17 protein-coding genes and 1 pseudogene are annotated in these 21,831 nt (G+C 36.6%); 11 read left to right on the top strand and 7 right to left on the bottom strand.

All coding sequences use genetic code 11. From position 1 onward, the window contains the following. The first annotated feature begins 381 nt into the window (after positions 1 to 381). The 3 genes and pseudogenes from CY0110_RS29865 to CY0110_RS31350 all read left to right on the top strand — a co-directional run bounded on the left by CY0110_RS29865 (position 382) and on the right by CY0110_RS31350 (position 3,177). Positions 382 to 582 carry a hypothetical protein gene (locus tag CY0110_RS29865; RefSeq protein ID WP_157464518.1) on the top strand — a complete coding sequence of 67 codons (201 nt, stop codon included), beginning with the start codon at positions 382 to 384 and terminating at the stop codon, positions 580 to 582. Positions 583 to 788: 206 nt separating this feature from the next. Continuing rightward, positions 789 to 2,608: pseudogene (ltrA, locus tag CY0110_RS06935) on the top strand (group II intron reverse transcriptase/maturase). Between the two features lie 434 nt (positions 2,609 to 3,042). After that, a complete protein-coding gene (locus CY0110_RS31350) occupies positions 3,043 to 3,177 on the top strand; it encodes a hypothetical protein (RefSeq protein ID WP_008274654.1) in 135 nt (44 codons plus the stop codon). 136 nt (positions 3,178 to 3,313) lie between these two features. Here CY0110_RS31350 and CY0110_RS06940 read toward each other — a convergent pair whose 3' ends face one another. The 5 genes from CY0110_RS06940 to glyQ form a co-directional block, all read right to left on the bottom strand. Next, complete coding sequence (locus tag CY0110_RS06940; RefSeq protein WP_008274655.1) at positions 3,314 to 5,005, bottom strand: energy transducer TonB; 1,692 nt, start codon at positions 5,003 to 5,005, stop codon at positions 3,314 to 3,316. Positions 5,006 to 5,451: 446 nt separating this feature from the next. Then, the gene (locus CY0110_RS06945) at positions 5,452 to 5,727 is read right to left on the bottom strand and encodes a hypothetical protein (protein WP_008274656.1); all 276 of its coding nucleotides are present in this window, start codon (positions 5,725 to 5,727) and stop codon (positions 5,452 to 5,454) included. A 334-nt stretch (positions 5,728 to 6,061) separates the two neighbouring features. Continuing rightward, positions 6,062 to 7,696: an alpha-D-glucose phosphate-specific phosphoglucomutase gene (locus tag CY0110_RS06950; RefSeq protein ID WP_008274657.1), complete on the bottom strand. Its 1,635-nt coding sequence runs from the start codon at positions 7,694 to 7,696 to the stop codon at positions 6,062 to 6,064. A gap of 110 nt (positions 7,697 to 7,806) precedes the next feature. Continuing rightward, complete coding sequence (locus CY0110_RS06955) at positions 7,807 to 8,043, bottom strand: hypothetical protein (RefSeq protein WP_008274658.1); 237 nt, start codon at positions 8,041 to 8,043, stop codon at positions 7,807 to 7,809. A 94-nt stretch (positions 8,044 to 8,137) separates the two neighbouring features. Beyond that, on the bottom strand, positions 8,138 to 9,037 hold the full coding sequence (gene glyQ / locus CY0110_RS06960; RefSeq protein WP_008274659.1) for a glycine--tRNA ligase subunit alpha: 900 nt from the start codon (positions 9,035 to 9,037) through the stop codon (positions 8,138 to 8,140). A 222-nt stretch (positions 9,038 to 9,259) separates the two neighbouring features. Here glyQ and CY0110_RS28470 point away from each other — a divergent pair, with 222 nt between their 5' ends. The 7 genes from CY0110_RS28470 to CY0110_RS06995 all read left to right on the top strand — a co-directional run bounded on the left by CY0110_RS28470 (position 9,260) and on the right by CY0110_RS06995 (position 16,977). Next, entirely contained in the window at positions 9,260 to 11,398 is a 2,139-nt protein-coding gene (locus CY0110_RS28470; RefSeq protein WP_008274660.1) for an adenylate/guanylate cyclase domain-containing protein, read from the top strand. A 147-nt stretch (positions 11,399 to 11,545) separates the two neighbouring features. Continuing rightward, the gene (ctpA, locus tag CY0110_RS06970; RefSeq protein WP_008274661.1) at positions 11,546 to 12,787 is read left to right on the top strand and encodes a carboxyl-terminal processing protease CtpA; all 1,242 of its coding nucleotides are present in this window, start codon (positions 11,546 to 11,548) and stop codon (positions 12,785 to 12,787) included. Positions 12,788 to 12,905: 118 nt separating this feature from the next. Continuing rightward, positions 12,906 to 13,694 (top strand): exodeoxyribonuclease III, encoded by a 789-nt coding sequence (xth, locus tag CY0110_RS06975; protein ID WP_008274662.1) that lies wholly within the window; start codon positions 12,906 to 12,908, stop codon positions 13,692 to 13,694. A 21-nt stretch (positions 13,695 to 13,715) separates the two neighbouring features. Further along, positions 13,716 to 15,017 carry a DNA cytosine methyltransferase gene (locus CY0110_RS06980; RefSeq protein ID WP_008274663.1) on the top strand — a complete coding sequence of 434 codons (1,302 nt, stop codon included), beginning with the start codon at positions 13,716 to 13,718 and terminating at the stop codon, positions 15,015 to 15,017. A gap of 160 nt (positions 15,018 to 15,177) precedes the next feature. Further along, positions 15,178 to 15,498, top strand: coding sequence for a HepT-like ribonuclease domain-containing protein (locus CY0110_RS27900; protein ID WP_269719929.1), 321 nt, complete (start codon positions 15,178 to 15,180; stop codon positions 15,496 to 15,498). 179 nt (positions 15,499 to 15,677) lie between these two features. Then, on the top strand, positions 15,678 to 16,244 hold the full coding sequence (locus CY0110_RS06990; protein ID WP_008274665.1) for a manganese efflux pump MntP: 567 nt from the start codon (positions 15,678 to 15,680) through the stop codon (positions 16,242 to 16,244). A 52-nt stretch (positions 16,245 to 16,296) separates the two neighbouring features. Continuing rightward, positions 16,297 to 16,977 carry a TVP38/TMEM64 family protein gene (locus CY0110_RS06995; protein WP_008274666.1) on the top strand — a complete coding sequence of 227 codons (681 nt, stop codon included), beginning with the start codon at positions 16,297 to 16,299 and terminating at the stop codon, positions 16,975 to 16,977. Positions 16,978 to 17,160: 183 nt separating this feature from the next. Here the strand turns inward: CY0110_RS06995 and CY0110_RS07000 are convergent, their stop codons facing one another. Further along, positions 17,161 to 18,420, bottom strand: coding sequence for a glycosyltransferase family 4 protein (locus CY0110_RS07000; RefSeq protein ID WP_008274667.1), 1,260 nt, complete (start codon positions 18,418 to 18,420; stop codon positions 17,161 to 17,163). A gap of 260 nt (positions 18,421 to 18,680) precedes the next feature. Here CY0110_RS07000 and CY0110_RS07005 point away from each other — a divergent pair, with 260 nt between their 5' ends. Continuing rightward, positions 18,681 to 19,916 carry a GNAT family N-acetyltransferase gene (locus tag CY0110_RS07005; RefSeq protein ID WP_008274668.1) on the top strand — a complete coding sequence of 412 codons (1,236 nt, stop codon included), beginning with the start codon at positions 18,681 to 18,683 and terminating at the stop codon, positions 19,914 to 19,916. A gap of 35 nt (positions 19,917 to 19,951) precedes the next feature. Here the strand turns inward: CY0110_RS07005 and CY0110_RS27905 are convergent, their stop codons facing one another. Then, entirely contained in the window at positions 19,952 to 21,481 is a 1,530-nt protein-coding gene (locus CY0110_RS27905; RefSeq protein ID WP_008274669.1) for a diguanylate cyclase domain-containing protein, read from the bottom strand. Positions 21,482 to 21,831: the final 350 nt, after the last annotated feature.

Here is a 21,831-nt window from a genome sequence, read left to right on the forward strand (position 1 = left end):
ATGGACACCTTTTACCAATGGGGATTAACTATTATTCTTGTTAGTCAACTAACTTCATGTCATTATCCCCCCATTAAAAACTTCATCGCTAGGGGACCATTGAGTGCGATTCGTTTCTCTGAAACCTATACATATAGGGGGATAGAGAGCATCTGTTGAGTAAACCAATTTGGTTGGAGTTCGCACTTTAATCCTCAATAGAATGATAACTTCATTTTCATGTAAGTGAGTGAAAGTACCCTAGAAATCACAAGTCTTACCGTCATGGTGCTTGATTGAAAGCATTTTCCCCAGGTTCGAGACTAGCCATCAAACCCTGAAGCGGGAGAAAAAGCGTAAAGATACTAATAGCCTAATTTGGTATCACGTGAGCAAGTTCTTATGAGTAACAGAAGTGAAGGAAGGTTTGAGAACCGTCGTTATCCCCAAACCAGTGGAATAAGGCTATACACACTGGGAGTACCAAAAGGTCATAAGGTTCAACTAATTGAACATAAAGGGTGGGAAAAGTGTTCAATAACTTTTCTCAGCACTACCCTAAAACTCGGCGGACGCTTCCACTCTAAGAGAACAAAACAATGAAAATGAGGAACGAAGTAACCTATCTATTTACTCTCAATCAAGGTCGAAAGATTGAGTAGTCAGCTAAGACAAAACATCTACCAAAAAAGGTAGGTAATAGATAGGAAAGATTGAGTCAGAAGCTAACGCTTATGGTAATGCGTAAGATATGCCGACAGACTCACGGTAGAACGGAATGTAAAGCTACAAGTAGCAATGAATAAGTTATGAACACGGTTAAACCGATGTATAAATGGTCAGATATCCCCTGGCGTAAGCTAGAAAAGAACATCTACAAGTTGCAAAAGAGGATTTACAAAGCGTCTAGTCGTGGTAATGTCAAATTAGTTCGCCGACTCCAAAACTTCTAATTAAATCCTGGTCTGCAAATGTCTAGCGGTTCGTCGGTCACTCAGATAATCAAGTAGGAGACCGCAGAGTGGATGGGTTAATCTCTATCCCAAAACAGCGTCTCACCTTGACAAATAAATTAACACTGGGTACAAAAGTCGCTCCCACTAGGAGGGTATGGATTCCTAAACCTGGGAAACAAGAGAAGCGACCATTAGGAATACCGACAATTAAAGACCGAGCAATGCAGGGACTTGTCAAACTGGCACTTGAGCCAGAATGGGAAGCCAAATTTGAGCCTAACTCATACGGGTTCAGACCAGGACGCTCATGTCATGATGCAATTACAGCAATCTTTGGCTCAATAAAACAGAAGTCTAAGTATGTTTTTGATGCCGATATCAGTCAATGCTTTGATTGCATAAATCACAACAAACTACTCGAAAAACTAAATACCTATCCTACCCTACGGAAGCAAATCCGAGCTTGGCTGAAGGCTGGTGTTATGGATGGAATAGAGTTAAAACCAACTTTACATGGAACACCCCAAGGAGGCGTATTAAGTCCGCTTTTAGCGAATATTGCCTTACATGGAATGGAAAATGTAATTAAAGACTTAGTAGTTCAATATAGAATATTAAGTCCCACGGGAAGACCACTAAATACTAAAGATAAGCGACAAAGCGTAAATCTTATTAGGTATGCTGACGATTTTGTGATATTTCATGAAAACATAAACATACTTAACAAATGTATAGAGGTCATAACTCAATGGCTAAATGACATGGGGTTAGAAATAAAAGCCAGTAAAACAAGAACAACCCATACATTAATGCACTACAAAAAAGAAAAACCTGGATTTGATTTCTTGGGATTTCACATCAGACAATTTAAGTCTGGAAAATATAGAAGTGCAAAATATAAAGGGAATATTCTAGGCTTCAAAACTATTATCTCACCCAGTAAAAATAGCGCATCAGAACACTATCAAAAGATTGCTGAAATAATCAGAAAACACAAATCAAAGAGACAAGCTGCTCTCATTGATAATCTCAACCCAATAATTAGAGGTTGGTGCAATTACTTCGCAATAGCTAGTTCAAGCAAAGTGTTCAGGCGACTCAAAAACATAACATTTTGGAAGTTATGGAAATGGGGTAAGAAAAGACACCAAAATAAGGGAAGAAAGTTTGTAAAAAACAAATACTTTCATCACGTTGGTAACAAAAATTGGGTTTTTGCTACAAAGATAAGCAACAATGAACTCTTTACCTTAAAGTTACACGATGAATTCACATTCAATGATAAATACATTAAGGTTAAAGGGAATGCCAGCCCATACAATGGCAACCTGATTTACTGGAGTACAAGAATGGGAAAAAACCCTGAGATGCCTAAGCGAACAGCATCATTGCTCAAAAAGCAAAAAGGGAAATGTACCCATTGCGGATTAACTTTCAAAGATGGAGACCTAATAGAGCTAGACCATATCATCCCTAAGTCGAAAGGCGGAAAAGATGAATACAAAAATTGGCAATTACTCCATCGACACTGCCATGATGAAAAGACCAAAACAGACGGAAGTTTGGAAAGGTCTGGTAACAAAACTGACTGCAATAGTGTCATACCAAAACAACTATCCATTATCCCATCCAATTACAAATGGGTTGAGGATATGCTTGTGATGACGTACTGATGACAATAGCCGTTCTACTGAGGAGCGGTGTGACGGGAAACTGTCACGCACCGTTTTGGAGAGCAGTGGAGAAGGTGACTTCTTCACTGACTTTAATTTATTCAATCTTTAACTCAAATTTCACGATCGTTTTCAATAGAACACAATCATGCTGAACAAGTAATAGCTAAATTTGAAAGTTTAAAAATTAAATGGTGAGGTAATACCAAATCCGCTCTTTTGACCCCAGTGAGATCGCCGACGCGCGTAGGTTGGGTTAAACGAAGTGAAACCCAACAGAAAGATTTTTACACGGGTCAAATCTAGCGAGAGCGACATGAGGGGCAATCTAGATATTTTAGGTTGTTCAGGTAAGATAATATTGGATTATCTTACCTAAATTGTTCATACCTACCCAATCTAAGGGATAATAAAAAAAACGCTTTACTCCCTTTATGTCGGGATCTCCAGCCCCAAAAATTCCCCGTCATCAGTCCGTTACCTCTCCCACCGATCTCCAAAACGTTCGGGTGGAAGAATTTTTAGCAACAAAAGGCTTACCGTCGAGAATTATTGACCTTTCTCACTAAAGATTTTCGTTCGTAACTCAGTAACATTAGGAGTCTCAAAACTCAGGTTGTAAGGAAACGTCGTCTAGAGACTGGACACTCAGACGACGATTTAAGTGTTTAATGACTTTTGAGAATTGGTATAAGTTGCCTAACTCTACTTTTTACCAGCCCGTGGGGCTGCTGGCCCGTCTATTTCTACTTTAGTATCTGAAGAAGAATTAGGACTTTTGCTCGGTTCAGTTGATGTTTTCGGGCTTTGGGTAGGAGTTTTTGGCTTTGGGGGAGCAGGTGGGCTTTGATTTTGGGGGGTTTGAGTCGGAGGTTTCGGCTCTATTGGAGTTTTAGGGATAGAATTAGTGGAATTTTCAGGAGCAGGCGTAGGAGTTTTCGGCTCTGGGGGAGCAGATGGGGCTTGATTTTGGGGCGTTTGAGTCGGAGGTTTCGGCTCTATTGGAGTTTTAGGGGTAGAATTAGTGGAATTTTCAGGAGCAGGCGTAGGAGTTTTCGGCTCTGGGGGAGCAGAGGGAGCCTGATTTTGGGGCGTTTGAGGCGTTGGATTCGGTTGAATCGGAGGTTTCGGCTCTATTGGAGTTTTAGGGGTAGAATTAGTGGAATTTTCAGGAGCAGGCGTAGGAGTTTTCGGCTCTGGGGGAGCAGAGGGAGCCTGATTTTGGGGCGTTTGAGGCGTTGGATTCGGTTGAGCCGGCGTGTTGGGTGTAGCAGAAGGAGACGCTTGGGGTTGATTGTTTCTTTCCCCCTCAGCAACACCAGTTCCGCAGATGTTTGGATCGTATTCAAAAAGAACTTTTACCCGTGTTGATTGAGGAAAACTACGGGATCTGACTGTTTGTAATCCCTGATTATTCAAAAGGCCGTAGCCTGAACTACGAGTCATAAAAGGGGGTTTTCTCAGTTGTCCATTGTTATTAACTAAAACGTTATAAATCGCACTTCCCTCTAATTTTAGGTTACAAGCAGCTTTAGGATAGGTTGCTTTAATCGTCATCATTTGACTGGGTTTCAACGTGACTCCCGTTTGCTGCATCCATTCAAGATCCCTGTCTCTGGCATCTTCGCGTTTTGTCCCTTGAGGATTATAGGTTAAATTATCCGCTCCTTCTAAAGTATCTTCGAGGAGATTTCTCACAATTTCATCCCGTCGGATTGGGTTGTTATTGGGATTACGAGATATTTGAGGATTACGAGAGGGGTTATTTCCTAGGGGATTTTGATTGTTGGGGCGATCGCCTTGAAATAGTGGATTATTGGGTCTAGCAGGGGTGGGGTCGCCAAAGTCAATATTTTGACGAGGATCGACCATTTCAGGGGTTTTTGTGTCAGGTATGGGAGGGGTTTTTGGGGTTGGGGTTTGTAGAGAAGGAGGTGGTAAGGGAGTGCGATTGATCGATGGAGGGTTGCTAGGAAAAGATCGTCGTGGTGGTAGTTCTACGGGGATTCTACTATAATCGTTGTAGGAATTTAGGGGAGGTAGAGGGGGCAAAGCAGGGGGAGTTGGTAAATTATCGAAATTATTAGGTAAAGAAGACTCTAAAGAAGGAGAATCTAACATAGGCAGATCCCCTAAAGTAGAATTAGGGAATTCTGGCATACTCGATAAACTTGAATTATCCTCAGGTAAACGACTTTGTTCACTAGGGTTTAATTCAATGAGGGGAACATTGATCGGTCCTTGGTCAGTTCCTTCTGATTCAGAGGTGGGTAAATTGGTAACATAAGGAACCAGTAGAAATAATGCCAGACCATGAAGACCCACAGAAACGAGAGTCGGAATAAAATTAGAATTAAAAATGCGAATAGGTGCGTTTTGAAAATAGGAAGAAGTCATACTAGGTTATACCTAAGTCTTTATAAGTAGTTGCTATTCTGTTATTTATAACAAAAGTTGTGTCACAATGGCAGTCAGTTTTGAACCTGAGTTCAATGAAACTCGTTTATCGTCGCTTCGCTCCTGGTTATGGGGTATGGGGTGTGGTCAATTTTTGCCTGTTTTAACATCCCACCCCAGGAGCTTTTGAGTTTAAAACCCTACCGTCTGTACGGTATATTCAATTATTCAATTGGTTGGAGTTTGAATTCTCATCCAATTGACACCCTAAACCCTACGCTCTACCCCCTGTTCAATATTGCTTTTGTTGAGAAAGATAGAACTATGTAGGCTAATAGATATAATTAAGACTAAAAAGAAAGATGGGAATATTAGTAAGGTTAAGGTTTAACCCTCAGCTATATTCCCATCTGATGACTCGATTAGAGTAAGACTGAATTTCAGACTTAATCAATTTTTTCGAGTTGCCAAAGAATTTGATTTCCTTCTCGGCGAACCCGTGAAACAACCCAGTTACGCCAAGACCAATGATCACCCCGACTGGTGACAGCACTGGCATTTATATCCATTAAATCCGCTAATTCTGAGCTAGTGATTAAGTAACCCTTATCAGCGATTTCATCAGCAATGCGTAGGGTTTCAATGAGGTTTTGAATTTCGATGACTCTCTCTTCACGGGAGAGATCAAATTCTTCAATTGTATTGACAGATGAGTCAATCATAATAGTATCAACTTAAAATTGCAAAAGGGTGGTCTTGAGTAAACTATAAAGAAAGTTGCTAAGATTTCATGAATCTTGCTACTGTTTATCATAGCGACTTTTTGATAAAATATCAGTAAGGCTAAATTTTTTTTATCAGGAATGATTGACTTATGTATTTATCTAAATCTTCTTTATAGGATTCTTGATATCGAGTAACTGTAGTGTCTCTTGGTTGTAACTAGCCCTTAAACTTGAATTAGGATATCGCTCTATCATCATTATCATATCAAAAAAAATCTCTGTCGGGGACACTAAGCAGAGTAAAGGCCCTAACAGAGATCATGTTTAAAAATTAAGTGATCACAGTAGGTTTATCCCGTCCTGTAAATTGCTTAATGTGAGCAATTTCTTCTGCTAATTCAATTAGAGAAGATAAGGCTTTTTGGGTGTCTACATCATGCTTACTGGCATCAGGTTCATAACTTTCTAAATATACCCGTAAGGTTGCTCCTTTTGTTCCTGTTCCTGAGAGGCGGAAAATAATACGAGAACCATCAGTAAAGCCGATCCGAATACCCTGCTTTTCGCTAACACTCCCATCTACAGGATCAGTATAAGCAAAATCATCGGCATAGGCAACTTCATAGTTACCATAGGTTTTGCCTTTCATGTCCCCTACCAGCGATCGCAGACGGTTCATTAACTCGTTAGCCGGGCCTGACTCGACTTCTTCGTAGTCATGACGGGAATAGTAGTTACGGCCATATTCTTGCCAATGATCTTTGACAATTTTTTCGACAGACTCCCCTTTTACCGCTAGAATATTCAACCAGAAAAGTACCGCCCAAAGTCCGTCTTTTTCTCGAATATGATTCGATCCGGTGCCAAAACTTTCTTCACCGCAAAGGGTGGCTTTTCCTGCATCTAATAAGTTGCCAAAGAATTTCCAACCGGTGGGGGTTTCATAACAGTCTATACCCAGTTTAGCAGCAACTCGATCAGCGGCCGCACTGGTTGGCATGGATCGCGCAACTCCTGCAATACCATCCTTATACCCTGGGACTAGGGTAGCATTAGCGGTTAACACGGCTAAACTATCGCTAGGGGTGACAAAAAAGTTTTTACCTAAGATCATATTGCGATCGCCGTCTCCATCGGATGCTGCTCCAAAGTCCGGCGCATTGTCTCCAAACATGATTTCTACAAGATCATGGGCATAAACTAAGTTAGGATCAGGATGGCCTCCCCCAAAGTCTTCTAAAGGTGTCCCATTTTGTACCGTTCCTTCTTTGGCCCCTAAATGCTTCTCAAATAACGCTTTCGCATAGGGTCCAGTCACCGCGTGAAGGGAGTCCATACACATTCTGAAGTTATCAGAACTCACCATTGACTTAATTTTATTGAAGTCGAATAATTCTTGCATCAACTCCACATAAGGGGTTACAGAGTCGATCACTTCTACGTCCATTGTCCCTAGTTTAAAGGAACCGGGGCGATCTAAGTTGATATCGGCCGCGTCTAAAATTTTATACTCACTGATGGTTTTGGTGCGATTGTAAATAGCATTGGTAACTTTTTCCGGTGCAGGTCCACCATTACTGACGTTATATTTTACCCCGAAGTCTCCATTCGGACCCCCAGGGTTATGACTAGCGGATAAAATAATGCCTCCAAAAGCGTTATATTTGCGAATAACGGCGGATGCTGCTGGCGTGGAAAAAATACCACCACAACCCACTAAAATGCGCCCGATATTGTTAGCTGCAGCCATTTTTAGGATAATTTGAATGGCTTGACGATTATAATAACGTCCATCCCCTCCTACTACCAGGGTTTGGCCTTCGCAACCATCGAGACTATCGAAGATCGATTGAATAAAGTTTTCTAAATAATTCGGCTTTTGGAAGGTAGGAACCCCTTTTCGGAGTCCAGAGGTTCCAGGTTTTTGGTCATCAAAGGGGGTTGTAGTAACGGTACGAATTGTCATAATGCAATTAGACCTAGATTTTGTATGCTGCTATACCTATGCTCAGGTATCATTTATAACCACTTTACGTCATTTACGGTCACGTTTAGTTAAGAGTTCGGAGTGAGGAATTACTTTAGTGGACTGAGACAGCTAAAATAGTGTAATAGATAAGCCCAGTCAGGAGCTTTTACGACAATTTTGCCATTTACCGTAGCGCAAATGCGGTCATAGGCGATTGCGAGTGCATTATCTGCAACTTTCCCTGTAACTTCTAAACTATCGGTTAAGGCCGCAGCTAAAGCAGATTGATGAATCTTATCCACAGGGTCATCAGGTAAGATAAAAAAGAGATAATAATTCTTCATGATGGAGGTATTTTGACTGTACCTGAAATACTCCCAAGTTGGGAGTTTCCTGTTGCAGACATCTGCTCTCCAGAGTTTGATTAATTCGCCTCAATTATGATTTTTGTAAAGGGAAATTTAACCTTTCTCGTTGTTGTAAATATAAGTTAGCCACTTCCCTCGCTAAATTACGAATACGACCAATATAACGAGTTCTTTCTGCGACGGCAATCACTCCCCTCGCATCTAACAAATTGAAAGAATGAGAGCATTTTAAAACATAATCTAAGCTAGGAAAAACTAAACCACGAGCAATTAATTGTTTCGCTTCTTGTTCATATAAAGCAAACAATTTAAACAATAAATCTGCATCGGATGCTTCAAAATTATAAGTACATTGTTCTACTTCACTTTGTAAGAAAATATCACCATAATTAATCTGATCATTCCACTGAATTTTAGTAATAGCTTCTACTTCTTGTAGATACATTGCTAATCGTTCTAAACCATAGGTAATCTCAATAGAAACAGGACGACAATCAATACCACCACATTGCTGAAAGTAAGTAAATTGGGTAATTTCCATGCCATCTAACCAGACTTCCCAACCGACACCCCAAGCTCCCAAAGTAGGAGATTCCCAGTTATCTTCTACAAAACGAATATCATGATCTTCTGGTTTAATGCCTAATGCTCGTAACGAGTCTAAATAAATTTCTTGAATATTATCGGGAGACGGTTTTATTAATACTTGATATTGAAAATAATGCTGAAATCGGTTAGGATTTTCACCATAACGGCCATCAGTGGGACGACGACAGGGTTCGACATAGGCAACAGCCCAGGGTTCAGGCCCGATCGCCCGAAGAAAAGTATGGGGACTCATGGTCCCTGCCCCTTTTTCCGTATCGTAAGGCTGAACAATTAAACAACCGCGATCTCGAAGAGATTCGCTTTGCGGTGCGCTCCAAAATTCGTTGAGTTTAGCAATAATTTCTTGAAAATTAATTGACACTTTTTGTTTGACTTTCCTATGCTAAGTTTTTAGTTTAAGTTGGTTTATTATACCAAAAAAAATCTAATTTTGCTTTTAATTCTATATTATTTTAAGAATATTTAATAGTGATTGTCGTCGACAAATAATAAATAAAAATAAAGTTTCACCAAAGTTTTAAGGCTGATAAGAGATGTCTAAGTTAATCTAAAAAGTAGAGAGACTCATTAAACAAAAAACTAAATGAAATTTTTTAGTCGATTAAGTATTCAGTCAAAACTGATGTTAATGTTACTTGCTGTTAGTATTGCATCTATTTTAGTCATAAGTTATGTTGGTTACACCAGTGGCAAAGAAGCTATTTTAGAAAACATATATTATCAAATTACGGAATTAAGAAACTCTAGAGCTAGACAAGTTCAATCATACTTTAATTATGTTCAAAATCATGCTATCACTTTAGCAGAAGATCCCACTGTGATTGAAGCGACAGTATCTTTTACTGATAGTTTTAATCAATTAGAAAATGAGGAAGTTTCTAGCAATATGATCTCTGAGCTTTGGCGATTTTATGAAAAAGAGTTTATTCCTCGTTTACAAATGAATGTGGATGGAAATCCAACGGTTTTAAGTTACTTTCCCAAAGAAAATATTGCTCGGTATCTCCAATATCACTATTTAGTAAAAAATCCTTATGATGTTGACAATAAAAGTCGTTTAGACATGGCTCAAGATGGGAGCAAATACAGTGAAATACATCAAAATTTTCATAAGTTCTTTCGATCAATAACCACTAGATTTGATTATAGAAATTTATTTTTGGTTGATAGTGAAACAGGAAATATTGTTTATAGTGTACATAAAGATACTGGCTTTGCCACTAGCTTTAAAGATGGTCCTTATGCCTATAGTGGGGCAGCTAATCTATTTGAAACCTTACAAAATAATCGAGAAAGGGGGGCATTTGAAGTTATAGATTTTACCTCTTTTCGTCCTAGTTATGGTCAACCTGTCGCTTTTATTGGTAGTCCTATTTTTCAACAGTCAAATTTAGTAGGCATCCTATTACTTCAGTTACCTGTCAATGAAATTAATCGTATCATGACAGGTAATTTTCAATGGAAAAAAGACGGATTAGGAAAAACAGGAGAAACTATTTTAGTGGGTTCAGATTATTTAATGCGTTCTCAGTCTCGTTTCTTAGTAGAAAATCCTGATACGTATTTTAAAGAACTAAAAAAACAAAATATATCTGATAGAATTATTCAGAGAATAAAAGAAAATAACAGTCCTATTTTATTACAAGAAGTTAAAACTAATTCTATTGAAAAAGCCCTGAAAGGAGAAGAAGGATTAGGAATTTTAGATGATTATCGTGGTGTTTCTTCTTTAGTTGCTTACGCTCCTTTAAAATTATCGGATAATTTGGACTGGGTGATTTTATCAAAAATTTATGTTAGTGAAGCATTTGAACCCATACAAATTTTTGGTAAAAGAGTATTAGTCACCAGTGCTATTTTAGTTCCAATTGTCACAATTTTATCGCTCTTTCTTTCCCGTCGTTTAGTGATGCCAATTTATCGATTAATTTCAGGTACAAAAAAAATTACATCAGGACAAAGTAATGTTGTTGTAACTGTCCCTTCCGATGATGAATTTTGTCAACTTGCTGGAGCATTTAATAAGATGGCTAGAACCATTGATGAAGAAAAAGAAGCCCTAGAAGAACAGATTAGAAAAAATGATGCACTACTTTTAAAAACATTACCAGCACCTATTGTAAAACGATTGAAACAAGGAGAAGAAAAAATTGCCGATAAATTTCCCCATGTAACTGTATTATCAGCAAATATTGTGGGCTTTGATGAACAATGTGATTTAATGAGTGCAGAGGAAGCCGTTGGACTTTTAAATGATATTATTAGTGCTTTTGATGATGCAGCGCAACGCCATGATGTAGAAAAAATTAGTACCGTGGGAACTTCTTATTTAGCTGCTAGTGGGTTATTTGTACCACGATTAGATCGGGATAAAGCAGTGATAGAATTGGGATTAGAAATGTTAAGAATTGTACGAGCTTTTAGTCAAGAAAAACATCTCAAATTCGAGATTCGCATTGGAATTTACTCAGGAGAAGTTATCGGAGGATTATTAGGTAAACAAAAATTTATTTATAATTTAATTGGTAATACAGCTAAAGTAGCTCGTTTTCTCATGATTGTGAATTCTGTAGAAGGTAAACCTAATTCTATTCTAATTAGTCAAAATTTATATGAACCTTTACAGGAATTTTATCAATTTTTTAAAATGGGAGAAATTGATATTCCTAGTCAAGGTAAAATGGCAGTATGGTTATTAAGTGATGGCAGCCATAAAAAATAAAATTAATGTAGGTGCTGAATAATATTAAGCCCTTACAGAGGGAACCATTCCCAATACACCTGTCAATTTGCTACAATTTCGGCACAATAGAAATAGACTTATTAATTGCTTAAAGCAATCAACACCATTCACATTTTAGTTTGTCTCATGAGAAAACGTGCATTTTGGGTAACTCTTCTCGTTATTTTTTCCCTTTTGTTCAACTTTTTTGCTTGGACTCCCAATGCTAGTGCTTTTACAGAAAATCAAAAGCTGCTTTTGCAGTCGTGGCGACTGGTTAATCAATCTTATTTAGATGATACCTTTAATCATCAAAATTGGTGGTTATTAAGACAAGATTTATTAAAACGTCCTTTAGATGATCGCCAAGAAACCTACGATACCATCGAGGAAATGCTAGCTAGTCTTGATGAACCGTTTACCCGTTTATTAAGACCAGAACAATATCATAATTTGCAAGTTAGCACCGCAGGAGAATTGTCAGGTGTAGGCTTACAAATTAACATTAATCCTGAAACGGGTAACTTAGAAGTCGTTGCCCCTATAGAAGGATCTCCCGCAGAAGCAATCGGGATCAACGCCCGCGATCGCATCTTAAAAATTGATGATGTCGATACCACCACTTTAACCCTCGATGAAGCAGCCACAAAAATGCGCGGACCGAGGGGAACTACGGTTTCTTTGACTATTTTACCCTACCAAAAAGAATCAGACGTGCGCGATATCAAAATTGTTCGCGATCGCATTTCTTTAAGTCCAGTTACTGCTAGTTTAAATCAACCAATTCCCAACCTTCCCATCGGTTATATTCGGTTGAATCAGTTCAGTGCTAATGCGGCCCAAGAAATGGCAGAAGCTATCAATAACTTAGAAAAAGAAGGAGCGCAAGGTTATATTTTAGACCTCAGAAATAATCCAGGAGGACTCTTACAAGCAGGGATACAAGTAGCTCGTTTATGGATGGATCAAGGAACCATTGTTTATACTGTTAATCGTCAAGGGGTGCAGGATAGTTTTACCGCATCAGGAACTGCATTGACTGACGATCCTTTAGTATTATTAGTGAATCAAGGAACCGCTAGTGCGAGTGAAATTCTAGCTGGTGCTTTAAAAGATAATGGACGAGCAACATTAGTCGGAGAAAAAACTTTTGGTAAGGGGTTAATTCAATCCTTATTTGAGTTACCAGATGGTGCCGGTTTAGCTATTACAGTGGCTAAGTATGAAACGCCCAGTCATAGCGATATTCATAAATTAGGAATTCAACCAGATAAAGTAGTTGCTCAAGATCCGATTTCCTATCAACAAATTGGCACAAAAGATGATTTACAATATGAGGCTGCTATCGAACTTTTAACCGGTAATTCTGTGTTAGCGAATGCAGGTTAAATTCAGTTATTTAGTGAACAGTTATCAGTGAAAAATTATAAATTAAGCTATCCACTGGTAGCTGTTCTCAATTTTACTATTTTGATTAATATTAATAGTTCATAATTATTCACAAAAGATGAAAATTGCTACTTGGAATGTTAACTCAATTCGGACTAGAAAACCTCATGTTGTTGACTGGTTAACTAATAATTCAATCGATGTTCTCTGTTTACAAGAAACAAAAGTAATCGATCAAGATTTTCCGAGAGAACCTTTTGAAGAATTGGGTTATCATGTTTATATTTATGGACAAAAAGCTTATAATGGCGTTGCTATTTTTAGCCGTCAACCGATGACAGATGTGATCACAGGATTTACCCCTATGGTTGGGGAAGAAATAGCTCAACAGTTTGATGAACAAAAACGGGTTATTTCAGGGGTTATTGATGGCATTCGTATTATTAACTTATACGTTCCTAATGGTGCATCTGTAGGCAGTGAAAAATATGAATATAAGTTACAATGGTTTAAAGTTTTAAAAGCTTATTTAGATAATTTAATTAAAAAAGAGTCTTATGAATTATGTATTTGTGGAGATTTTAATATTGCTTTAGAAGATAAAGATATTTATAATTCTAAGGGTAAAGAAAATCATATTATGTCCTCTCCTTTAGAAAGAGAAGCCTTAGAAAAAATATTAAAAATTGGTCTAAAAGATGCTTTTAGAAAATTTACCACAGAAGGGGGGCATTTTAGTTGGTGGGATTATCGATCAGGGGGACTTCAACGGAATCGGGGCTGGCGTATTGATCATCTTTATCTTACCAATAAATTGTACGAAAAAGCAGTTAATTGTACAATAGATATAGAACCCAGAAAACAAGAAAGACCAAGCGATCATACACCAGTTATTCTTGAAATCTAAGTTAAACTTACTAAGAAAAATATGAATCAAAAACGTCCCATTGCTGTTGATTTATTTGCCGGCGTTGGAGGTATGACGCTGGGATTTGAACAAGCTGGTTTTGATGTTTTAGCATCAGTAGAAATTGATCCTATTCATTGCAGTATTCATCATTATAATTTTCCTTTTTGGACAACGATTTGTACTTCAGTGACAAAGATAACTGCTAACCAAATTAGAGAGTTATCAAAGATTAAAAATAAGCCTATTGATGTTGTATTTGGTGGTCCTCCATGTCAAGGTTTTTCTTTAATGGGAAAACGGAGTTTAGAAGATGGTCGTAATTCTTTGGTTAAGCATTTTATCCGTTTAGTTATAGAGTTACAACCAAAATATTTCATCATAGAAAATGTTCCAGGAATGACCATTGGTAAACATAAAATTTTTTTAGAAGAAATTTTTAATGAATTTGCTAAAAATAACTATCAAGTCAAAACAGATTATCAAAATTTAAACGCTGCTAATTATGGGGTTCCTCAACTGAGAGAAAGACTTTTTTTACTAGGAGCAAAACAAGGGTTGATTCTACCGAATTATCCTAATTTTGTTACTCAATATAATCAACAGGATAATTTATTTCTTCCTACAACTCCAAATGTTAAAGATGCTATTCAAGACTTACCAGAAGTCAATCACTATCCTGAATTAAATTATCGAGATTGGGTAATAGCTGACTATGGAAAACCAAGTGGTTATGTAAAAAATCTTAGAGATTTATCTAATGTAATTGATGATTATTCTTATTCAAGAATATATAATAAACAATTATTAACTGCTAGTTTAAGAACCAAACACACACAAAAATCTATAGACAGATTTAATAATACTCCTCAAGGAAAAATTGAACCCATCAGCCGGTTTTTAAAGTTGCATCCTGACGGTTTTTGTAATACTTTAAGAGCAGGAACTCCCAGTAATCGTGGGGCCCATACGTCTCCTCGTCCCATTCATCCTTTTACCCCTAGATGTATTACAGTAAGAGAAGCTGCAAGACTCCATTCATACCCTGACTGGTTTCGATTTCATGTCACAAAATGGCACGGGTTTCGACAAATTGGTAACTCCGTTCCTCCCTTATTAGCAAAAGCTATTGCTCAAGAAGTTATCAAAGTCCTTGAAATTTCACCGATTAAACCAATGACTAAATATAAATTAGAAAACGAAGAGATATTAAGTTTTAATATCTCTCAAGCAGCTAAATATTATAATGTAAGTCCTGATGTTATTGGGAAAAGAACCAGAAAAAAATATATTACTTATCATAACGTTACAACTAATATCTAATTTTTAAACAATCATCATATGAATTTATAATTTTCGATATTATTGCTGCTAATTATCTAGCCAAAAAAGGTTTAGGCGAGAAAATTTCAGGGATTTATACTTTTGGTGCGCCTCGTATCGATCTTTATTATTTGAACTACTTCTAGAAATAGAAGAAGCAATTCGTAGAATTGAGCGTAGGTTTACAATTATACAAAAACCAGATGACTTTATCGTTAATGATGAAGGTCTTGACCGATTAGATAGTATTAGTATGATGCTAATTACAATCAGCGAAAATATTAGAAGAATTGATAGAATGATGGGAGATGTTTTAAATAATCGTTATCCTGAAATTCCTTGGTCAGATGTCAAGGGAATTAGAAATATTTTAGCCCATGATTACTTTAATATAGACCCAGAGGAAATTTACAAAATTTGTGCCAGTGATCTCTTGATTTTGAAGCAGGTATTGACTAGAATGCGTCGAGACTTATTTTAATTAATTAGTAAAAGTCTATTTTAAAAAGTTATAAATTAGTTGAATGGTACAACAATGAAACCTAAATAGTCTTTAATAAAGATGAAAACTATATGATTAAAAGATGAAATGAATATGACAGCTTGAATAACTAAGATAAGTTATAGTAGAGAAGTTTGTAAGCTTTCAATGATTAAAGAATGGAATTAGTTAATATAACTTTTTTAGGATTAGGGTTAGCTGCTGATGCTTTTGCTGTCTCTTTGAGTAGTGGTTTTATGATTCAGCGAATCAAACTCAATAAAGCCTTAAAAATAGCTTTATTTTTCGGTCTCTTTCAAGCTATCATGCCCTTGATTGGTTGGTTAACAGGTTTGTCTTTTAGAGCATTTATGAGCAATATCGATCATTGGATTGCCTTTATTTTACTATTCGGTATTGGTAGTAAAATGATTTATGAAGCTTATAAGGATATGGATGATGATGATAAATTTAATCCCTTAGATACTTATACCTTATTTGCCTTAGCTGTTGCCACCAGTATTGATGCTTTAGCAGCCGGATTAGGATTATCCTTATTAAAAACCTCTATTTTATTACCTTGTACTCTCATCGGTTTAATTACCTTTTCCTTATCATTTATCGGCGTGTTTATCGGACATAAGTTTGGTGGTGTGTTTAACCAAAAAATTGAAGTAATTGGTGGTTTAACCCTAATTTTAATTGGTAGTAAAATTCTCCTTGAAGACTTAGTTAAGCCAATTTAAACATCTTATGATACCCTAGGGACTTACAAGTATCGCTAGGAAACTGAGTCCAGTGTCCAAACAAAAATCAGGAATCATTCTCTTACTCGTCTTTTGTGTTGCCGTAACCATTATTGGTATTGTCCTTTTAAGGGAACTAGACCCCGAAAAACTACAAGTTTGGTTAGGAGAAATGGGCATTTGGGCCCCAATTCTTTATATGATTCTCTATACCATTGCCACCCTATTTATCCTACCTTCTACCCCTCTTAACTTAACGGGGGGTGTCCTATTTGGTATTTGGTGGGGAACCCTTTGGACTACCCTTGCTGCTTTGTTAGCTGCGGTTATGGCTTTTCTATTTACTCGCACCATTGGCCGAGACTATATGAGTCGTAAACTAGCAGGAAAATGGGAAGCCATTGACGGCGAAATGTATCATGGTGGCTTATTTTACATGATAGCTATTCGTTTAATGCCTATTATTCCCTATGGTATTGTCAACTTTGCTGCCGGACTTACTTCTATTCGATTTCGGGATTATTTTGTAGGAACTACAATCGGCACTTTACCCGGTATTTTACCCTTTGTAATGATGGGTGCTGGTTTTCAATCTCTTTCTCAAGGGGATATTATGCCTTTATTATTATCCTTAGCCTTGACAGGAATTTTGGTCGGGGGAGGGACTTGGTATAGTCGTCGTCGTCAGTTTCCTAAGAAAAGTGTAGAAAAAGCAACTCAAGATAATCATTAAAGATGATGACTGATAGCGTTTATTTTAACGGGTGGGGTTGACCTTAATTTCTCACTCGTTCTCTGTTAAATAGAATTAAATAATCATTGGTATGTTTATCTCACTTTGTGCAAAAAGGTTTAAATCTTGTCAGTAATAAAGCTAAAAGTACCAGTGTTTGATTGTTTTTCAAAACAAACCACTTTACCATAACTTATTCTTATTAAATTTTTTAGTTGGCTTTTTCATTGACAATAATAATTCTTCGTATTTCTCTAAAATAGGTTCAAAATTATACACCTTTTTAGCATACTCTCGACCTTGCTCTCCTAAGGATTTAACTATTTGAGGATTTAAGTATAAATGTTCTATTGCTGAAGCTAATCCTTCAGCATCTTCTGGGGGAACCACTAAACCCCCGCCACTTTTTTCAATAGCCCTTGCTGCAGTTCCATTAGCAGGAACGGAAGCAATAATCGCCTTGCCACTGGCCAATAATACTTGGATTTTAGAAGGCATATTAAAAGAAATGACGTTATGTTTTTGCATCACCATACCAATATTAGCTGCTGCTAACATTTCAGGTAACTTATGTCTAGGTTGAAAGGGCTTCAAAATAACATTAGTGGCTTTTTTCCGCTCACAATATCTTTGTAATCTTTCTAAAGCTTCTTCTTTCCCAACAATGACAAAAGCTATATCGTCAATATGGTTGAGCTTAACGGCTGCATCAATTAAAATCTCTAAAGGCTGAGTTAGGGCAATATTACCTGAATAAAGAACGACAAATTTGCCTTCTAAGTTATTTTCTTGGCGAAAGTAGTTTTTTTCTTGAATTAGGGGTTTGATAAAGTTGACATCTACCCAATTAGGAATTTCTATAATTTTTTCTTTAGGAACTTTTTTTTCTAACAGATTTTCTGTAAATCCATCACTAATAACACTGATTTTGGTAGCTGCTTTATAAGCAAAATTTTCTAACCATGTAAACAATCGAATCATTTTTGGATTGCGAATTAATCCTACATGAACCGCAGCATCCGGTAAAATGTCTTGTAAATTTAACACAATGGGTGTTCGGTACAACCAACTGAGAATGGCTGCCGGAACACAAACCGGTAAACCAGGAATGGTTAGAAAGATAACATCAGGACGAGAACCATTTAAAACCTGAAAAAAACTTAAAATAACAAAACTAATCTCGAATAAAGCCCGATTTTTAAAATTTCTCTGACGAGAAATCCACACGAAATTTCGTTGAATTCTAACTCCATTAATATTTTCGGTTGAATATAATTTACCTCGATACTCTGGAGAAATTTCATTATTAGGATACCAAGGCATGGCTGTCACCACTCGCACTGTATGTCCCTTTTTAACTAACCCTTCAGCTAACTCTGTCATTAAAGGAGCAATGCCAATGGGTTCGGGATGATAATTATACGAGTAAATAAGGATGCGCATATCCTGATAATTAAAATTAAATTAAAGTAAACAAATTTATAATTGAGCAATTTTAGGGTCTACTAGCTGGTAATCATAAAGTATCTTGGCTAACTTTAAACATATATTGATACCTAATATCCTATATTCAAACTCAATCAATCCTAAAGGTCAAGAGAAGTTTTTAAAGACTTAACCGAGACTGACTCAGATAACTTTAACAAGAAATTCCTAAAAATGGTTAAGATAGATAATAGGCGACCTTCTTCCCAGTGCGATTCATGACAGTATCTTCTGATAATTACCCTAAAGTGTTAATTCGTCCCGTCCAATATCGGGACATTGACTGGTTAGAAGCTATGACGAGTCAAACTAACCAGATGGCTAAAAATTCAGCCTCTTTTCAAGAACAACTGCAACAAGTTCGGCGTTGGTTTGGACTCCTTAAGTTTCTTAGCTGGTTTCCCAATACCTTTCAAAACCATTTTCGTGTCTATGTGGCTGAGCTACCCCAAGGATATGACAATAAACTAAAAGGGTTTATTCATATTTCTCCTTTCAATCGAGTACGTAGTACCTGGCGAGTAGAAAGGGTGATGGTTGCTTGTGATGAAGGAGAAGCAGATTTACTTACTAATCCTAAAGGGGTAGGTTCCCAACTATTGCGCTATTGCTTAGAAACTGTTTGGGAAGCAAGAACTTGGGTGTTAGAAGTAAATATTAATGAAAAAAATACTCTAGCTTTATATCGTCAAAATGGCTTTCAACCCTTAGCTCAATTAACCTATTGGTTATTAGATTCACAATTATTACAAACCCTCGCTGAACAAAATACAGAGTTACCCAATTTACTGCCAGTCAGTAACGCTGATGCTCACTTATTGTATCAGCTAGATTGTGTTTCTATGCCTCCTTTACTTAGGCAAGTTTTTGATCGAAATCCACAGGATTTTAAAACTCGTTTTTTCGCGGGGTTATGTTCAAAATGGCAGCAATGGTTTAATGAAAAAGAAATAGCACAAGGCTATGTTTTTGAACCCCAAAGAAAAGCAGCTATTGGCTATTTCAAGTTAACTCTTTCTAAAGAGGGTTCTCAACCTCATCAGGCACAGTTAATTGTTCATCCTGCTTACACTTGGCTTTATCCGAAGTTACTAGGGCAAATGGCACAAATTGTCCAAAAATATCCTAGTCAAAATTTAGAATTAGTATCAGCAGACTATCAACATGAGCGGGAAGAATACCTAGAAAAATTAGGAGCAAATCCCATAGAACGTACTTTGCTTATGTCTCGTTCTGTCTGGCATAAACTGAGAGAAACTAAACCCGAAGGACTTCATCTATCAGAGATGCTACAGGGATTACAAGCTGTTCCTCGTACCCCTATTCCTACTCGTTTTTCCTGGGCTAAAAAATCAGTTAATCTTGTAGAAAAAAATAAAATAAATCCTCAGCACTATCATCCTAAAGATAATAATAACTCGTTGGATTCTTCAGAAAAAATTGATCAAGAGTAAGTTGCTAGAAAAAACCTAATGATACACTAGACAGACTAAAGAGTTTTCTCTATTCTAGATTTATTGTATTTCTCTAGTGTTTCTTCAACCACTAAATTTGTATAATCATAGCAATTTCTTCCTTTGTTTTTTGATCGATAAAGAGCGTGATCCGCAGCATCAATTAACTTTTGAGAAGAATAAAAGGGATGGCAATGAGTATGAGCAATACCTATACTTAAAGTAATATATTGATTGATTTGAGACTGCTTATGCTCAAGTTTTAAATTACTAATATATTTTTGTAAATTTTTTGCTACTTTAATTGCTCCGTCTAAGTTAGTCTTAGGTAAAATCATGGCAAATTCTTCTCCTCCAAATCTTGCTGCTAAATCGGCCGGACGTTGTGCAGCTTTTTCTATGGCTTTGGCTACTTGTTTTAGACATTCATCTCCTTGAGGATGTCCATAACGATCATTATATTTTTTAAAGTAATCAACATCACATAAAATTAAAGATAAAGGCTCTCTTTGTCTACTTAATCGGTTCCATTCTTTTTTAAGATAAGTGTCAAAATAATAACGATTAGCAATTTGTGTCAATCCATCTAAACTAGCTAATTTACTGAGTTCTTTATTGGTTTTAGTCAGTTGCAATTCTACCTCTTTTCGTTCTTTAATTTCTTGATTAAGTTGCAATAAAGTCTTAGTTAAAGAAAAAATTAAAAGTCCAGTTAAGAAAGCGATAATGATTCCACCTATTGTAATCCATAACATTGATAAAGAATAGAATGGCCAACCATGAACAGGGATAGCAGCTAACTGCCAAGAACCATTCGGTAGAGTTACATTTAAACTAACTGGATTATTGGTAAAAATGGCTTCTTTTCCCCAGAAAAATTGACCCTTTTCTCCTAATCCATCATATCCTCTAATACTATATTCTAAATCATTTTCTTTGTTTAAGATTCCTGCTTCTTTTAATAAGATATCTTGTTCAATACCGATACTAACCATTCCCCAATACTCCCCACTTTCAGCAACACCATTAGAAGGGGTTAAAAAGACAGGAGTTCGCGTAATGAACACCATCCCCCCTTGAGGAAATAAATCAACTGGACCTGATAAAACGGTTTTTTTTGTTTTAATTGCCCTTTCAAATGCTTCTTTTGCTTCGGGAATTTTTAACGGTTCAAACCCTAACGCTTCTTCTTGTCCTTCTAAAGGATAAAGATGAGTACAAATAGAATTTTTAAATAAAGCAGCACTGGGAATTCCGTTAACTTTAGCCACAATAACTTTTGTTAAATCTTCAAATTCTTTTTGAGTAATGTCAGAATTCTGAGTAGAAATATAAGCAACTAATCCTCGCATTAAAAATATTCTTTCATTTAATACACCTTCTAATTTTGCTCTTGTGGTACTCAGTTCATTTAAAACATGATTTCGATTAGCCTCAAGGAATCTATTGTGTTCTAAATTGACTAATATAGTAGTAAAAATTAAGATAATAATGACAGATAAAACGCCAAAAACATAGGGTAAAAGACAAAATTTTTTTTTATTGATTATTGTTAAAATAAACATTTCACCGTTCCCTAACGAGCAAAATAAAGTTAATGAGCGTTATTAAAAAAAGCTAATCTATTAAAAATGGATTTAGATAGTTATAGGGTTAAGGAACAATGACTATTTCTTAATAAATAGTTAATATACATTCTATTGATTTTTATTAAACTGTCAACATTGCTATACTCATATCTTGCCCCTTCGATTACATGAGCTAGTTTAGGGAGGCAAGAGGCAACAGGCAATCCGCAATAGTATTTCATTTTGACGCTAACTTATTCACAATTGATTACCTTCTGATAATTATTAAGTTTTCTTGTACTGATGCAAGATGTCAGTACAGCACCATACTGCTACGGAAAAGACAA

The organism is Crocosphaera chwakensis CCY0110, assembly GCF_000169335.1.
Taxonomy (GTDB): domain Bacteria; phylum Cyanobacteriota; class Cyanobacteriia; order Cyanobacteriales; family Microcystaceae; genus Crocosphaera; species Crocosphaera chwakensis.

Coding starts and splice junctions, on each gene's coding strand:
- CY0110_RS06950 (WP_008274657.1), bottom strand. CDS start 7,696: ATGACAATTCGTACCGTTACTACAACCCCCTTTGATGACCAAAAACCT.
- CY0110_RS31350 (WP_008274654.1), top strand. CDS start 3,043: ATGTCGGGATCTCCAGCCCCAAAAATTCCCCGTCATCAGTCCGTTACC.
- xth (WP_008274662.1), top strand. CDS start 12,906: ATGAAAATTGCTACTTGGAATGTTAACTCAATTCGGACTAGAAAACCT.
- CY0110_RS06955 (WP_008274658.1), bottom strand. CDS start 8,043: ATGAAGAATTATTATCTCTTTTTTATCTTACCTGATGACCCTGTGGAT.
- CY0110_RS29865 (WP_157464518.1), top strand. CDS start 382: ATGAGTAACAGAAGTGAAGGAAGGTTTGAGAACCGTCGTTATCCCCAA.
- CY0110_RS07000 (WP_008274667.1), bottom strand. CDS start 18,420: ATGCGCATCCTTATTTACTCGTATAATTATCATCCCGAACCCATTGGC.
- CY0110_RS06990 (WP_008274665.1), top strand. CDS start 15,678: ATGGAATTAGTTAATATAACTTTTTTAGGATTAGGGTTAGCTGCTGAT.
- CY0110_RS27905 (WP_008274669.1), bottom strand. CDS start 21,481: ATGTTTATTTTAACAATAATCAATAAAAAAAAATTTTGTCTTTTACCC.
- ctpA (WP_008274661.1), top strand. CDS start 11,546: ATGAGAAAACGTGCATTTTGGGTAACTCTTCTCGTTATTTTTTCCCTT.
- CY0110_RS07005 (WP_008274668.1), top strand. CDS start 18,681: ATGACAGTATCTTCTGATAATTACCCTAAAGTGTTAATTCGTCCCGTC.
- CY0110_RS06980 (WP_008274663.1), top strand. CDS start 13,716: ATGAATCAAAAACGTCCCATTGCTGTTGATTTATTTGCCGGCGTTGGA.
- CY0110_RS06940 (WP_008274655.1), bottom strand. CDS start 5,005: ATGACTTCTTCCTATTTTCAAAACGCACCTATTCGCATTTTTAATTCT.
- CY0110_RS28470 (WP_008274660.1), top strand. CDS start 9,260: ATGAAATTTTTTAGTCGATTAAGTATTCAGTCAAAACTGATGTTAATG.
- CY0110_RS06945 (WP_008274656.1), bottom strand. CDS start 5,727: ATGATTGACTCATCTGTCAATACAATTGAAGAATTTGATCTCTCCCGT.